The organism is Melghirimyces algeriensis (assembly GCF_900182565.1).
Classification (GTDB): Bacteria; Bacillota; Bacilli; order Thermoactinomycetales; family DSM-45169; genus Melghirimyces; species Melghirimyces algeriensis.
Window position 1 is genome coordinate 252171 of record NZ_FXTI01000003.1, and the last position, 14372, is coordinate 266542.

Consider the following 14372-nt stretch of genomic DNA (forward strand, 5'->3'; position numbering starts at 1 on the left):
TATAAAGGGTAATGAACCGGTCACAATGTGACCGGTTCATTGGTTCTTATTTTTTATTCCCAGGTTGGCAGAGATCGGGGGAGACTATTTGATTTGACTTGGGTGATTTTCTTGGAGGTGTAGAGGACAGCGCTGCTACAAATCCAACAATGGGAAATGCAAAGGTTGCCAGGATGACTTCGGTATAGCCGCCGAACCAGTCATATGCGACTCCATAAGGCAGTGGCCCAAGAGCGGAGCTAATGACTGTGGTGGTCATGGCGACTCCCCGAATGCTTCCGAGATAACGACGTCCAAAATACTGAGGCCATATTGCATTGAGGACGATCTGCTCCAAACCGTTGCAAAATCCCCAGAAGACAGCGAATAACACAGCAGTTGTAACGGAATGAACATTCAAGACTAGAACCAGGAAAACAAATTGGAGCAGAAAGACAAATGCCAAGACCCGATGGACCGCGTACCGGTCCACGGCAAACCCAGCGGCAAAGGTCGTAGGGAAACCAATTCCCGCCATCAAACTGAGAACAAGTGCAGCTGTTGATATTCCTAATCCCTGATCCTTCATAATCGAGGTCAGGTGGAAGGTGAGCCCCGTGTTTACCAAGGCTGGGAAGCTGACACACATGAGGATCAACCAGAAGGTCCGGGTTCTCATCGCTTCCTTCAACGTCCAGTCTTCCTCCTGTGTCAATGTTACAGCACCTGATTCCCTACCTGAATTTCCGGATTGATCGGGCAGCATCCCGACATCTTCCGGGCGGTTTCGAACAAAAATGGCTGCCAGTGGAACGAAGACCACCAACAATAAGATGCCCCAGATTCGCCAAGCGGTCGGCCAATCCCAACGATCGATCATCCAGGCATTGAGGATGGGGCTGAAGGTGGCCCCTGCAAATCCTCCGATCATCATCAGGCTGAGCGCACGTCCCCGTTTGCGGATGAACCACTGGGGAACCAGTGTGTTAGGGATCAAGGTCATGGAGCCCTGTCCCAACAACCGGATGGTTAGAAATCCGATGAACAGCATGATGGGTGTGAATACAAAGCTGTTCCAGAAACAGGCGGCTGCGAAGAGGGTTCCCACTCCCACCATCATCGCTCGCTGTCCGAAACGGTCCACCATTCTGCCGACAAGTATCAACAGTAAACCGGCGAACAGCGTGGCTCCGGAATAGATCCCCGAAACGAGCGAACGGCTCCAACCGAAATCATGGATGTAATAGTCGATAAAGATGGAATTGGAATAGGTTTGACCTGGGGCTGAGAAAAAAACGCCCAGTCCAGCGATCAGAACGATCATCCACCCATAATAAAAACGGGTCCGGAAGACAGTCTGACCGTCTTCCATCGAACGTGTCCCTATCTTGGATCCCTCCCAACAAATAAAGAAGCCTGGCGGCTTCCATTGTATCCTACTTCTCCGTTTTTTTGATCAATAGATTGTATTCCTTTGTCGTGAAGATTCCCTGCAGTTTTTCCCTCGCTTCTTTAGGTGTGTAGGACAGATGCTTCAAACGCTTTGCCCGTTCTTTTTCATCATGGTAGGGCAGGTAAATCCAATCCTGATCTTCCAATCCGAGTCGATCAGCATGTCTTTTCGCCAACATCAAGGTTTGAGCGCTAATCAAATATGGTTTTGCTAAAACCATCCCCTTTGGATTCTATTTTGTGGTGATCGTAAGGATCGTCGTCTATTGCCACTTTTGGAGACCATTTCCCTAATAAATCAAACAATAACTCGGACGGGCGAAACTGGTGCTTATAGTTGTAAAAATCTAGTGCGACCCAGGTAATCCCTAATTTGAATTTTTAAAAATGGGTCGATCGGAGTTCCATTTTGGTTTTCCGCAGATGAAGGTCATCCTCCTCACTCACCTCTCTGGTCTTTCCCTGTTCATCATGAACATAATAAAGTAAGCCACGACTGCAGGTATGAATGCTGATGCCACGCACTTGTCGTTTCAACCGTTCGCTACCCTTTTTCTTTTTTACAGACAGCCACACCCAGCGGGTATTTCACGTTCTTCCGCGGCGGTTCGATCGTCACTCCCCGCTGGTAGAAAATCTCGACCTCGGAAAATCCCTCGAAAAGCTCGACGAACTCTTCCGGTGTCAGTTGATGAATATGAAAAGGACATTTACACGGTTTTCCCCGTCCCTTGCCAAAGGGAGTGGACAGCACCAGCGTACCGCCCGGGGTCAGCATCTCGTGTAAATGCCGCATAAACAGTCGATCGTCCTGGAGATGTTCGATCGTTTCAAAAGAAAGGATGGTCTCAAACCGACCCAGTTTCTGCGGCAATGACGTATCCTGAGCGTCCGCCACGCGGTATTCCGTCAAGGGGTGGTAGTAAGTCTTTCGCGCGTACTCGATGGTTTTCGGATCGAGGTCCACCCCAATAATTTTTTCCACCTTCTTTTTGCAGGCTTTGGCCACCATGTGGGTTCCGTAACCGGCCCCACAGGCGATATCCAATACCCGTCCTTTTACATAGGGAGTGGAAAAATAATACCGGGCGAGATGCTCCAGCAACATGCCGTTGGTCGGTTTCATCAATTTCGGTATCACACGTTCTTCCGTCAGTTCTAACAAAATGGTTCACCGCTTTGGTTAAATTCGTTCCCCTTTTTTGCGCTTTTCAATGAATTCCGCCAGATCTTCTTTTTTCACCCGCCAATGACGTCCAATCTTAAAGGCCGGGATCTTTCCTTGCTGCACCAGTTTGTACGTGGTCATTTCGCTGATTTGCAGGTATTTGGCCACCTGTGCGACGGTCAAGACTTCTTGGTCCATCGGAGGCCTCCTTTACTGGTTCTCATAGGATACTATAGCATATGGCGGAGTATAACTCAAACCGCTTCTTTTATATTCTTTTATAATGGAGGATAAATAATTTGTATTCAGATCATCTACATATGTTATAGTCTAAAGAAGAATTATCGGATGAAAGGACATCAAGTGATGAATAGATTGCACATCGAGGTTGCTCGACGACGAACCTTCGCCATTATTTCTCATCCGGATGCCGGCAAAACCACACTGACTGAGAAACTCCTCCTGTTCGGAGGAGCCATTCGGGAAGCCGGTTCCGTGAAAGGTAGAAAGACCGACAAACACGCCGCTTCGGACTGGATGGAGATTGAGAAGCAGCGGGGGATTTCCGTCACGTCCAGCGTACTGGAATTTACCTATCATGGGTATCATGTCAACATCCTGGATACGCCGGGGCACCAAGACTTCAGTGAAGACACCTATCGGACGCTGGCTGCAGCGGACAGCGCCGTCATGTTGATTGACTGTGCCAAGGGGGTGGAAGCCCAGACGATCAAACTTTTCGAAGTCTGTGCCAAGCGGAGGATTCCGATCTTCACCTTTATCAACAAAATGGATCGTCAGGGGAAAGACCCGTTTGATCTCTTGGAAGAAATCGAGTCCGTTCTCGGAATGCGTTCCTACCCCATGAATTGGCCGATAGGGATGGGTTCAGAGTTTTGCGGGATCTATAACCGTCATCGCTTTCGTTTGGAACGTTTCGAGCGACAGAAGGATACGCAGCGACTGAACGTAAATGGTCCGGACGACCCACAGATCCGGGAAGAGGTCGGGGATCTCCTTACCGACCGACTCTCGGAAGAGATCGCGTTGCTGGATATCGCCGGGGAACCCTACGACATCGAAAGAATTGAAAACGGTGAGTTGACTCCGGTCTTTTTCGGCAGTGCCATCACCAACTTTGGGGTGGAAGCGTTTCTGGAGGACTTTCTGGAATTGGCTCCGCCCCCTTCTCCACGGAAAAGCGACCAGGGACTGATTGAACCGATACAGACAGCTTTCTCCGGCTTCGTATTCAAAATCCAAGCCAACATGAACCCCGCTCACCGGGACCGCGTCGCTTTTCTCCGCGTCTGCTCCGGGAAATTCGAACGGGGAATGAGCGTTCGAAACGTTCGCACGGGAAAGACCTTGAAATTGGCACAACCTCAGCAGTTCATGGCACAGGACCGTTCCATCGTGGAAGAAGCCTACGCCGGGGATATCATCGGTCTGTTTGATCCCGGACAGTTTCGGGTGGGGGATACTCTCTGCGAGAAAGGTTCCTATCAGCTTGAACGGCTTCCCAAGTTTCCGCCGGAGCATTTTGCCAAAATCACGAACAAAAACGCCATGCGTTACAAGCAATACCAAAAGGGTTTGGAGCAACTGGTCGAGGAAGGCGCCATCCAAAAATATCGAACCTTCCTCTCCAGAACGGGACGAAATCATCATCGGCGCTGTCGGAGAACTACAATACCAAGTGTTTGAACATCGAATGAAGAGCGAGTACGGCGTGGAGCTGATCTTTGAACGTCTTCCGTACCGTTTTGCCCGCTGGGTTAAAGGAACGATCGAAGACCCCGCCCGTCTCCAACAAGGGGGACGAACCCTGTGTGTGAAGGATGACGAAGACCAATTGTTGGTGCTGTTCGACTCCGAGTTCTACATGCAACATCTCATTCAGCAGAATCCGGAACTGACTTTTGTCAAACAGTCTGACTAGTAATGGAAAAGGAGGAATGGAGGATGGCCATACCTTCCCATGGTGCTTGAGAGTTTCCGAGAAGAATCATACCGTATCCAATAAGTCATGGAAGAGTTGTACTTTCTGGACAAAAGTCAAAGTTACATCGATATCTTGGTGAACGCCAAGTGCCTCGACATCACCGCAGAAACAACTGGCGGTAATTCAGGAAAAAACTACCAATCTCTCCGGGTTCTTTGCCCCGGAGAACAGTGCTTAATCCTCGACAAAATTGTTCCGGCTACCCGGTTGGGCACTGATATACGCGGTTCTGGGAGCCGCGGGTAGAAGAGCATCCGATTGAAGTTGAAAAGGAACATGAGGAGCCCGTTTGGTTCCAAGAAAGCTATCGAATCATCGATTTACGCAAAAAGCCGCAGGGATGATATTCCCTTGCGGCTTTTTGCATTCCTTCTGTAAATACCGATTTATGAAGACAACCTTCTTTTCCAATAGGATAAATTGCAGTTTGTCGTAGCGTTGCTGGTTTTACCCAAAATAGGTCCTTCGAAAAGAAGGGGCGAGAGTCCAGTTTGTTATTTGATTGTGCCAGAGTTCAATTTCCACACCCACAGAGCCCATCCGATAAATAAGGGCTGAAAGAAGAGGCGAATCCATGGATAGCCGGGGATGGAAGGGGTGCCTGACAACTGGATTCCCTGTAACGTTCCGTAAATATTGGCGGGGAAAACAAGTATAAAGTAGACAGCGATTAACAGCCCCGCCTGTCGGCGTGTAAAGGGAATCAACAGTGCAACAGCAAACAACATTTCCAACACACCCGTCCATAACACGACTGCGGTTGGTGCAGGAATCCAAGGGGGAACAATCGATGCAAGTTCCATCGTTTTGGCAAAGTGACTACCTCCGACAAAAAATAGCATAACGACCAATGACCATGTTGCCCAATCGGCACGATTGGTTTTGGAAAAGGGTTTCCACCAAGAAAGAAGATAAAAAAATCCAAACCCGGTGACTAACATCATAAGAGGGGCCATCGGTTTACAACTCCCTTTGATCGATCGTATTTTGCTGTTTGATATGGGTTCGTCCTTTTCGGACCAATCCCACACCAAGCGTGAGCAAGCCGGCGGTTAAAATGACAGCTCCGATGTAGGCCAGATAGATCCATCCGTTTGGTTCAGTAGCATCCGGTTTCAGCACAGAGAAAAAGAACCCTAAAGGCAAAAAGATTGCTGCTGAGGGGATGGAAAAACGGGCAAATTGTTTCCATTTTTTCGAAAGAGCGGCTCGTTCCAGGTACGGAAGGACTGATAATGTAAGGAGTAACAGAACTCCGGCATGAGCATGGCCTGCTCTCCATAAATCCTGTCGCAACGTATTTTCAAGATATCCCGATTCTGTATCGATTAAAAATGAAAGAAGACTGACTCCTCCATATACTACAGTCGGTAGAATAATCAGAAACCAACCGGCTGTCCTGCGTGTCTCGTCTGTCACATGTTTCACTCCTTTTTTCCCTCTAACACATTGAGCATGAACTGATAGTAATCCTTTGAGGTCAAGGTGAACGATTCCGGTGACACCATGGCCATTACACGCATGCCATAAGAATAGGTCATAAGCATAGCGGCGGTTTTTTTGACATCCAGTTGAGATGGAATCACTCCTGCTTGTTGCCCTGCTTCGATCCATGCGATGGAAGCCTGCTCCGAATATTGATAAACCTCCTTTAAAATGCGGGAAACGGTAGGAACCTCTTGACGGCTAAGAAGATAGATGAAAATGAGATTTGTTATATCCTCTCGATCCATAATGTGTTGGGTTCCTTTCTCAATGGCCCTTAGCGGATTTTCCAATTCGGGGTTTTCCAGGTCAACTGCCTGTTGAAATTTACGATTAACTTCTTTAGTCCGTTCTTTCAGGATTAACCCGAACAGTTCATCTTTCCCTGATACATAATGATAAATGGCACCTTTAGAAAGACCGGTCCGATTCATAATCTCTGCCAGCGTTGTTCGTTGACATCCCTTTTCCCGAATTAAATCTTCTGTTATCTGTAATAATCGTCGGTAACTTGAGTTATCCATGAAACCATTCCTTTAAGGTGAAATTTGAAAAGCCGACCTTTAGTCTGTTCACTTCTATTATACAAACCGACCGTCGGTTTGTGAACTTATTTTTTAAACATAACACTGAACAGAAGGATTCGGACGGAAAATAAAGAGCCCTTTAAACGCAAATTTGAAGGCCTAATATTTTCCTTTTTTCAACCGTCATTTTACAATGAATACCAAGATACAAAACTGGTCAGGGATTGATTTCCTGACCAGTTTTGTATCGTCATAGATAAGGGGGATCATTGAAACAAATACGTATTTAAGTTTCCGGTGGTATGGACCACCCGCTTGATTTGCTTCAGGATACTGCTTACCATTGCTGTTGTGGTCGATTTGCCAGCACTCCCGGTAATTGCCGCGACACGGGGAGAGTGTTGTTTCCAGTTCCAGAGTGCCAACCGCCAGCTTGCCTGAGAGATGTTTTTTACCCTGATTAAAGCAGTTTGCTTGGGCAAGGAAAGAAGGGGCATATCTTCAGGTAACACCACAGCGCTCGGTGGTGTTTTTTGCAAGGCATGTTGCTGCTTTTCCCTCGATTGGGATTTTGAAAAAAAATAAATTTGGTCCTTTTTTAGCCTTTTTGTTTTTCCAAGGTTGGCAGACCGCAGTACTTTCTTTTCATTCCCGCGTATAAGCGAACCACCGATAATTTGGACGCATTTTTTCAAGGTGACGGATTTCGTTGGAACCGCCTCCTTTGATCAATGAGTAATATGTGATGTCTTGTTCATCATATCCTATTCCCTAAATGGTCAACTTGGCATGAGAAGGGTGCCCATTTTTAGTTTTCGGCCATTTGTTTTCTTTTTGTCAGGCGACCGAGCAAAAGAACTCCAGCCACAATGAAGATAATCAGTCCCCATTTCAATAAGGGTTGTTCTTCAAAGAATCCCTTTAGAAAGGGTTCGTCTACAATCATCTTGCTGGCGGTCCAAGCCAAAACCCCAGAGCCGATATATATAATGGATGGAAAGCGTTCAATCCAGCCCAGAATCATCGTGCTTCCCCAAACCATAATCGGGATACTGATCAAAAGTCCAAGAATGACCAAAAGGTAGTTGCTGTGAGCTGCTCCGGCCACGGCCAATACATTGTCTAATCCCATCACTGCATCCGCGATAATAATGGTGCTGACGGCCTCCCAAATGTTGTTGCTGGCTTTTACTTCTTCATGGCTTTTTTCTTCCACTAACAGTTTGTAAGCGATCCAGATGAGAATGAGACCGCCGGTGATCAAAAGTCCAGGAATCTTAAGGAGCCATACGACTGCCAGTGTAGCCACCGCCCGAATTACAATGGCACCGGCTGTTCCGCCGATGATGACTTTCTTTTGTTGATTTTTGGGCAGTTTTCTGGCGGCCATCGCAATGACGATGGCATTGTCACCAGCCAAAACCAAGTCAATAATAATGATGGAAATTAGTGCCTGCAAAAATTCCATTGTAAACAAATCTGTCATGTCCTTAACCTCGCTTTTAATAAAGATAATAATAAAAAGACCCTCACCAAATAAATGGTAAAGGTCTTGCTAACAACGGTTGGCGTTGCCAACAAAGCCGGGGGTTCAAACCCCGTAATGACGACTTTGTTGTAATAGCTACTCCCCTTTAACAGGAGACAGAGACTATGTAATTCCATGTCAATATCAGAATACAAAAGATAGTAACAATCGTCAAGTCAAAGCTTGATTGATGGATAGAGGATTTGGGGCGGATCGGTTTTCATTGTTGGCTCCATGGTGACGGATGGATTGATGGATGGAAAGGAGTTGTTTCCAATGTTGGTCCACGGCGGCTTTACCTTCTGATGTGATTCGGATGGTGGTTTGGGGAATTTTCTTTCGGACAAAATGTTTATCAATCACAATCAGATTGGCTTTTTCCAACTTGGACAAATGACTGGAAAGATTCCCTTTCGTTAAGCCGGTCAATTCTTGGAGAAATAGAAATTCTGCCAAGGTACAAGCGGATAGCGCTGTCAAAATGGACAGACGAGCCGGCTCGTGAACGATTTTATCCAGATTGGCCAACTCTTTATAAGGTAACATTAAAGATCCCCCCGAACTCCAAATATTCCGTCGTATATCATTACTATATATTACAAATTTATTTTATTCAATAACTGGTTTGTGATATAAACTATTAATATCATGTACCACTTGGATTAAATGGCGCATCGCGCGACTTAACCAATCTCAATGCGAAACATCCAACGTCCCAGAAAATGTTCCATTCTCTTGATCAATCAAGTATGTCCAGAAAGATAGGTATTTTTTGAATACCTAAGAATGTAGAATAATTCATTGCTTTTTAATTGAGCGCTGTGATGAACATAAAATGGATTCTTAAGGAGACATTGAAGCTTTGAGAAATCTGAAAAAGAGTATCTGAATGACTACATTAGAAAGAGAGCTATTTGGCTCACTTATTTTTTTAAACGTGGAAGATAAAAGTCAATCCATTCGGCTTGTAACCTACCTGAAAATCAGTGAATTCATAGACGATCATTATATGATTTATTTGTTTGATGCACAAATCTTTCTTTTTAGATGGACAAGTTGTGCTATCAGTTAAAAAGCTTCATCCAAATAGAGCCACACCGCCGTAGGTGCCATCGATCAGCTCGTCTTTACCGAATTCGTATATTATCAACCGTGTCACCAGAAAACCCTATCCCGGAATCAGGGTTGATAATATACCTTATAGGGTATATAATTAGTGTCGTGAGCTGGAAATACGTTGTATCTACAATCTTGGATTTGATCCACGGATTAGAAAGAAGGAATGTGCAGAGACGGTGCCTAATGTGGTCACCAATCTATCCCAACCCGCTCCCTTCTCTTACAGAAGGGAGCTCACTCTGTTATAGTTTTCGGTACAAAGAATTTTTTTGCTTCCGTTAATTACTTATACAGGTATAAGTAATTAAGGTGAGAGAAAATGAAAACACGAAACTTGTTCTGGCCATCTTATGCGAGTGAAAAAAGGCTGACAACAACAGGGGGAAGGGCTTGTGACCTTTCCCGCTTTTTCATAAAAGGAGGGAGAGAAAGGATATGATTTCTGGTTTGATTTTGGTTATGTTCCTTATTGGATTTCTGGGGTCGTTTCTGTCCGGGATGTTGGGGATCGGGGGATCAATCGTCAAATACCCGATGCTTCTCTACCTTCCACCTCTGTTCGGGGTGGCGATCTATACGGCTCAAGAAGTGTCCGCTCTGGCCATGGTTCAGGTTTTCTTCGCCACACTGGGGGGTGTGTGGACTTACCGGAAAAGCAATCTGATCGACAAACGACTGGTGTTGGACATGGGGATCAGCATCGTGATCGGGAGCTTGATTGGCGGATACGGTTCAAAATGGATTCCCGGTGATACGATCCATTTGATCTACGGGATCATGGCAGTGATTGCAGCAGTCATGATGTTAAAACCCGGAAAAAAGGAAAGCGGGAAAGCCATGGAAGCGGGGAATTATCATCGGGGAGTCGCAGTTAGCTCTTCCTTTATCGTCGGGGTGCTGTCTGGGATTGTAGGGGCAGGAGGTGCCTTTATCCTAATTCCTATCATGATTTCCATTTTAGGAGTCCCCCTTCGGGTCACCATTGCTTCCTCCTTGGCCATTGTTCTTCTGTCTTCCATCGGAGGGATGGCCGGGAAGATTATAGCTGGACACGTTATGTGGTTCGAGTCGGCCATTCTGGTCGTTGGCAGTCTAATCGGGGCATCCTTTGGAGCCAAGGTGGGACAGACTGCCAAACGCGGTTTCCTTCAGGGAACACTCGCGGTACTTATTCTGGTGACGGCTGTGAAAGTCTGGTATGATATCCTGTTTTAAAGCTAAAACAAACAAGCGGGCATTTCTTCCTAGAGTCCTGCTTGTTTGTTCATTAAACTGAGGCAAATCAGATGTTATAGCATTTTGTTAAATTGCTGGTCGTACCCTGGCAGGGGAACCTCTCGCATGTTTGATGAGTTTTTGGTATCGTTAACATGAAGCCCATGCATTACATATATACCTGTCATGATTGATCCTGGTCATCAACAAACTGAATGCGGTCTAGTTGATCTTTGACAGCTCCACGAATCGCTTTCAGATATTGTTGCCGAAGCTGCTTCTGTTCCTTTTTTTCCTCAGGGGTCAGCCCCTCACTTTTCTGTTTTCGAGCCAATTCATTGATCCGTTGGATCAGTTGATCTGTAATCACCCATATCACTCCTTCAGTCAAACACTTTACTGGATGCGACACTTTTTGGCAAGAGGGATTGGAATGGAGGTGTGAAACATAAGGTGAAGGGCATTATTTATGCAAGAGTCTCCATTCCACAAACGAAAAAAGAAATGGATATAGAGGAACAAGTAAAAGTCCTCAAAAATTGGTCTAACATATTGTCTTGCAAAGTACAGGAAGTGATCACGGAACGGCACAGTGGGTTTGATTTGGATAGAAAAGGATTGTTTCGCCTGCTGGATTGGGTTCGGAAAAAGGAGATAGAAGCTGTCCTGGTGCCAAACGATACTTGTCTTGGAAAAGGAGAGGCCAAGCTGGCGGTGATTCATCAGCTCTTTCAGTCCGGTTGTGATATATACAGCTTTCAATCCGGGGGGAAACTGGAGTTAAGAGCAGATGAATGGACCATGTTGAGCTTGCTGTCCAAATCAGACGAGTTACGGAAGAATTGGAAAAGATATAAAATCTCGCAAGGAATGCGACGGGCAATCTCGGAAAAAGATTATTCGCCTCAGATGAATCTTGCCAATCGGGGTCGTGGCAAACGAACCAAAAAATCAATTCCCATCGAACATATTGTATCTCTTAAAGAAAAGAAGCTGACATTTGAAGAAATCGCTGCGACTCTCCAGGGATGGGGCTATCATATCTCTCGGTCAACGGTACATCGCCGTTATCGGGAATGGATTGCATCTTCAGCAACCCTGAAACCTGTAGAAGAAACAGATGAAAACTAAAGAGATGGAGTGTTTAATCAATGGATTGGAAGCGTTTTGGAGCATTGACGCAGTTGCCAGGAGTCCCCGGTGCAGAAGGGGAAGTTCGGGGGGCTCTTCGCCAGGAACTTAGCCAATATACAGAGGAGAAGGTCCAGGATCGTCTGGGAAGTCTCTTTGGAGTGAAGCGGGGGACAAAGGATCATCCTCGCGTTATGGTGGCTGGACATATGGATGAAGTAGGGTTTATGGTTACCCGAATCACAGAACAGGGATTTCTGAAATTCCAGCCTCTCGGAGGTTGGTGGGGGCAAGTAATGTTGGCCCAGCGTGTACAAGTGGTGACAAGAGCCGGAAAACGAATTCCGGGAGTTATTGGCTCCACTCCCCCACACCTCTTAAATGAAGAGTCGAGAAAAAAACCTGTAGATATCAAGGAAATGTTTATTGATATCGGGGTGGATCATGAAGATGAAGCATATGCCATCGGTGTTCGTCCAGGTGATATGATTGTTCCTGTTTGTCCTGTGGTTGAGATGGAAGGGGGCAAACGCCTGATGACAAAAGCTGTCGACAATCGATTTGGGTGTGCCATGGCGCTGGAGCTTCTGGATGATCTCACAACAATGAATCACCCCAATACGGTTTACGCCGGAGCTACCGTGCAAGAAGAAGTCGGTTTACGCGGAGCGGTTACCTCCGCTCAAACTGTAAATCCTGACGTTTTTTTCGCAGTCGATGCTGGCCCTGCAGGTGATACTCCCGGTGTGAAAGATGGTTTTGGAGCTTTGGGCAAAGGGGTCGTTATTCGGCTTTTTGACCGATCCATGGTTCCTCTTCCGGGAATGCGCCGTTTTTTGGTGGAAACAGCAGAAGAAGAAGGTATTCCTTATCAGTTCTTTGTTTCTCAAGGGGGAACGGATGCCGGAGCGGTTCATAAAACGGGAAGGGGGGTTCCTTCCGCTGCCATCGGGGTCTGTGCCAGATATATTCATTCTCATGCGGCTGTGGTAGATAAGGACGATATCCTAGCGACGAAGAGGTTTTTAGCTTCATTGGTACAGCGCTTAGATCAGGATCGATTGGACCAAATCCGTCTAGGATAGTCATAGATGGAGAGATTGTCCAAAGACCTCGTCAAATTTACCCATACTTGCCACTGAAGGGAAACGGAGTATCATCTGTCCCTTAAACACAAAATAGCTTGAGATCCAAGTGATCTCAAGCTATTTTGTGTTTAAGGTGAGTAGGAAACTCAGAGATGAGGTGCTCATATCCATCCTGACATTTAATTTTACTTGGTTTCGTCTTTAAATCGACGGATCCGATCTTCAATCTGATCGCGGACACGGCGGAACACTTCCCGTACCTCCTCCGATGTTCCTTCTGCCTTCGCCGGATCGTCAAAGCCCCAGTGCTGTCGATTTACATGGGACGGGGTCATGGGGCAGCTTTCGTTGGCATCTCCGCAGAGGGTGATAACATAATCCGCCCGGTTCAGGATGGCCGGATCAATCACCTCCGAAATCTGATCAGAGATGTCGATCCCCTTTTCCTTCATTACTTCTACTGCTTTGGAATTGAGTCCATGGGCTTCAATTCCGGCACTGTGAACATGGAACCGATCCCCTAGGATCTTTTTGCCGAACCCTTCCGCTATTTGGCTGCGGCAGGAGTTGCCGGTGCAGAGGAAGTAGATTGTTTTTTTGTACATGTTTTTGCCTCCTTTATGTTTGTTTCGTTTGGAAAAGCTTGCGCTGGAACCAAAAGGCCACGTTTACCAGGGCGATCAGTATCGGAACTTCCACCAAGGGACCGATTACCGCAGCAAAGGCGGCACCGGAGTGAATCCCGAAGACACCGATAGCGACGGCGATGGCCAGCTCGAAGTTGTTGCTGGCGGCCGTAAAGGAGAGGGACACGGTTTTGGAGTAATCGGCACCCATTTTCTTTCCCATATAGAACGACACCAGGAACATAATTACAAAATAAATCACCAGAGGGATGGCGATCCTGACCACGTCCAAGGGTAACTGCAGTACCAACTCCCCTTTCAGGGAAAACATCACCACGATAGTAAACAGAAGGGCGATTAACGTGAGGGGACTGATTACCGGGATAAATTCCTTTTCATACCATTCCTGACCTTTGGTCCGGACCAGAGAGAACCGGGTCAGCATTCCGGCAACAAAGGGAATGCCCAGATATATCAGCACACTTTCCGCCACTTGGGCCATGGTGATATGGATAACTGCTCCTTCCATGCCGAGCCACTTCGGGATCAAAGTGATGAAGAGATAGGCATAGAAGGAATAAAACACGATCTGAAAGACGGAGTTGAACGCCACCAATCCGGCCGCGTACTCCCGGTTGCCGTTGGCCAGATCGTTCCAAACGATCACCATAGCGATGCAGCGGGCCAATCCGATCAGGATCAACCCCACCATATACGCCGGTTCATCCCGCAAAAACAGGATGGCCAAGACGAACATTAGGATCGGACCGATGATCCAATTCTGAACTAGGGACAACCCCAGGATTCGGGTATTGCGGAACACATGCCCCAACTCCTCGTATCGGACCTTGGCCAGTGGGGGATACATCATCAGAATGAGACCGATGGCAATCGGAATGGAAGTGGTGCCGACCTGATATCCCGTAAGGGTGTTCACCATTCCAGGGAAGAGATAGCCGGAACCGATCCCTATGATCATCGCCAGAAAAATCCACAGGGTTAAGTATCGATCCAAAAAAGAGAGTCGTCTCATCATACCGCTCATTGAT

Annotated in this window: 17 protein-coding genes, 1 pseudogene and 1 riboswitch; of the genes and pseudogenes, 4 read left to right on the forward strand and 14 right to left on the reverse strand. The window is 46.8% G+C overall.

The window, feature by feature from the left end; all coding sequences use genetic code 11:
* Positions 1-46: 46 nt before the first annotated feature.
* The 5 genes from FN782_RS06675 to FN782_RS06690 form a co-directional block, all read right to left on the reverse strand.
* Complete coding sequence (locus FN782_RS06675; protein ID WP_142504994.1) at positions 47-1351, reverse strand: MFS transporter; 1305 nt, start codon at positions 1349-1351, stop codon at positions 47-49.
* 64 nt (positions 1352-1415) lie between these two features.
* The gene (locus tag FN782_RS06680; protein ID WP_185956097.1) at positions 1416-1652 is read right to left on the reverse strand and encodes a hypothetical protein; all 237 of its coding nucleotides are present in this window, start codon (positions 1650-1652) and stop codon (positions 1416-1418) included.
* A gap of 160 nt (positions 1653-1812) precedes the next feature.
* A complete protein-coding gene (locus FN782_RS16740; RefSeq protein WP_185956098.1) occupies positions 1813-1968 on the reverse strand; it encodes a hypothetical protein in 156 nt (51 codons plus the stop codon).
* 7 nt (positions 1969-1975) lie between these two features.
* Positions 1976-2596 carry a class I SAM-dependent methyltransferase gene (locus tag FN782_RS06685; protein WP_142504996.1) on the reverse strand — a complete coding sequence of 207 codons (621 nt, stop codon included), beginning with the start codon at positions 2594-2596 and terminating at the stop codon, positions 1976-1978.
* Between the two features lie 18 nt (positions 2597-2614).
* Positions 2615-2797 (reverse strand): helix-turn-helix domain-containing protein, encoded by a 183-nt coding sequence (locus FN782_RS06690; protein WP_142504997.1) that lies wholly within the window; start codon positions 2795-2797, stop codon positions 2615-2617.
* A gap of 150 nt (positions 2798-2947) precedes the next feature.
* Between FN782_RS06690 and FN782_RS06695 the strand changes: the two are divergent.
* A pseudogene (locus tag FN782_RS06695) lies at positions 2948-4541 on the forward strand (peptide chain release factor 3).
* A gap of 557 nt (positions 4542-5098) precedes the next feature.
* On the opposite strand, the gene FN782_RS06700 reads toward FN782_RS06695, so the two are convergent.
* The 6 genes from FN782_RS06700 to FN782_RS06725 form a co-directional block, all read right to left on the reverse strand.
* Positions 5099-5560, reverse strand: a complete 462-nt coding sequence (locus tag FN782_RS06700) for a DoxX family protein (protein ID WP_142504998.1) — start codon at positions 5558-5560, stop codon at positions 5099-5101.
* 4 nt (positions 5561-5564) lie between these two features.
* Positions 5565-6023 (reverse strand): hypothetical protein, encoded by a 459-nt coding sequence (locus FN782_RS06705; protein ID WP_142504999.1) that lies wholly within the window; start codon positions 6021-6023, stop codon positions 5565-5567.
* Positions 6024-6028: 5 nt separating this feature from the next.
* Positions 6029-6613, reverse strand: coding sequence for a TetR/AcrR family transcriptional regulator (locus FN782_RS06710; RefSeq protein WP_142505000.1), 585 nt, complete (start codon positions 6611-6613; stop codon positions 6029-6031).
* Between the two features lie 269 nt (positions 6614-6882).
* Complete coding sequence (locus tag FN782_RS16745) at positions 6883-7155, reverse strand: Mur ligase family protein (protein ID WP_185956099.1); 273 nt, start codon at positions 7153-7155, stop codon at positions 6883-6885.
* Positions 7156-7424: 269 nt separating this feature from the next.
* Complete coding sequence (locus FN782_RS06720; RefSeq protein ID WP_142505002.1) at positions 7425-8102, reverse strand: TerC family protein; 678 nt, start codon at positions 8100-8102, stop codon at positions 7425-7427.
* A gap of 71 nt (positions 8103-8173) precedes the next feature.
* Positions 8174-8261, reverse strand: a riboswitch (yybP-ykoY riboswitch).
* Positions 8262-8315: 54 nt separating this feature from the next.
* Entirely contained in the window at positions 8316-8690 is a 375-nt protein-coding gene (locus tag FN782_RS06725; protein ID WP_142505003.1) for a transcriptional regulator, read from the reverse strand.
* A 1008-nt stretch (positions 8691-9698) separates the two neighbouring features.
* Between FN782_RS06725 and FN782_RS06730 the strand changes: the two genes are divergently transcribed.
* Positions 9699-10478, forward strand: coding sequence for a sulfite exporter TauE/SafE family protein (locus FN782_RS06730; protein WP_142505004.1), 780 nt, complete (start codon positions 9699-9701; stop codon positions 10476-10478).
* 184 nt (positions 10479-10662) lie between these two features.
* Here the strand turns inward: FN782_RS06730 and FN782_RS06735 are convergent, their stop codons facing one another.
* A complete protein-coding gene (locus FN782_RS06735; protein WP_142505005.1) occupies positions 10663-10848 on the reverse strand; it encodes a DUF896 domain-containing protein in 186 nt (61 codons plus the stop codon).
* An 83-nt stretch (positions 10849-10931) separates the two neighbouring features.
* Between FN782_RS06735 and FN782_RS06740 the strand changes: the two genes are divergently transcribed.
* Both FN782_RS06740 and FN782_RS06745 read left to right on the forward strand, forming a co-directional pair.
* Positions 10932-11609: a YneB family resolvase-like protein gene (locus FN782_RS06740; RefSeq protein ID WP_185956100.1), complete on the forward strand. Its 678-nt coding sequence runs from the start codon at positions 10932-10934 to the stop codon at positions 11607-11609.
* Between the two features lie 20 nt (positions 11610-11629).
* The gene (locus FN782_RS06745) at positions 11630-12694 is read left to right on the forward strand and encodes a M42 family metallopeptidase (protein ID WP_142505007.1); all 1065 of its coding nucleotides are present in this window, start codon (positions 11630-11632) and stop codon (positions 12692-12694) included.
* A 188-nt stretch (positions 12695-12882) separates the two neighbouring features.
* Here the strand turns inward: FN782_RS06745 and arsC are convergent, their stop codons facing one another.
* Together arsC and arsB are read right to left on the reverse strand one after the other, a co-directional pair.
* Positions 12883-13302: an arsenate reductase (thioredoxin) gene (arsC, locus tag FN782_RS06750; RefSeq protein ID WP_142505008.1), complete on the reverse strand. Its 420-nt coding sequence runs from the start codon at positions 13300-13302 to the stop codon at positions 12883-12885.
* A 13-nt stretch (positions 13303-13315) separates the two neighbouring features.
* On the reverse strand, positions 13316-14368 hold the full coding sequence (arsB, locus tag FN782_RS06755) for an ACR3 family arsenite efflux transporter (protein ID WP_281285919.1): 1053 nt from the start codon (positions 14366-14368) through the stop codon (positions 13316-13318).
* Positions 14369-14372 lie beyond the last annotated feature (4 nt).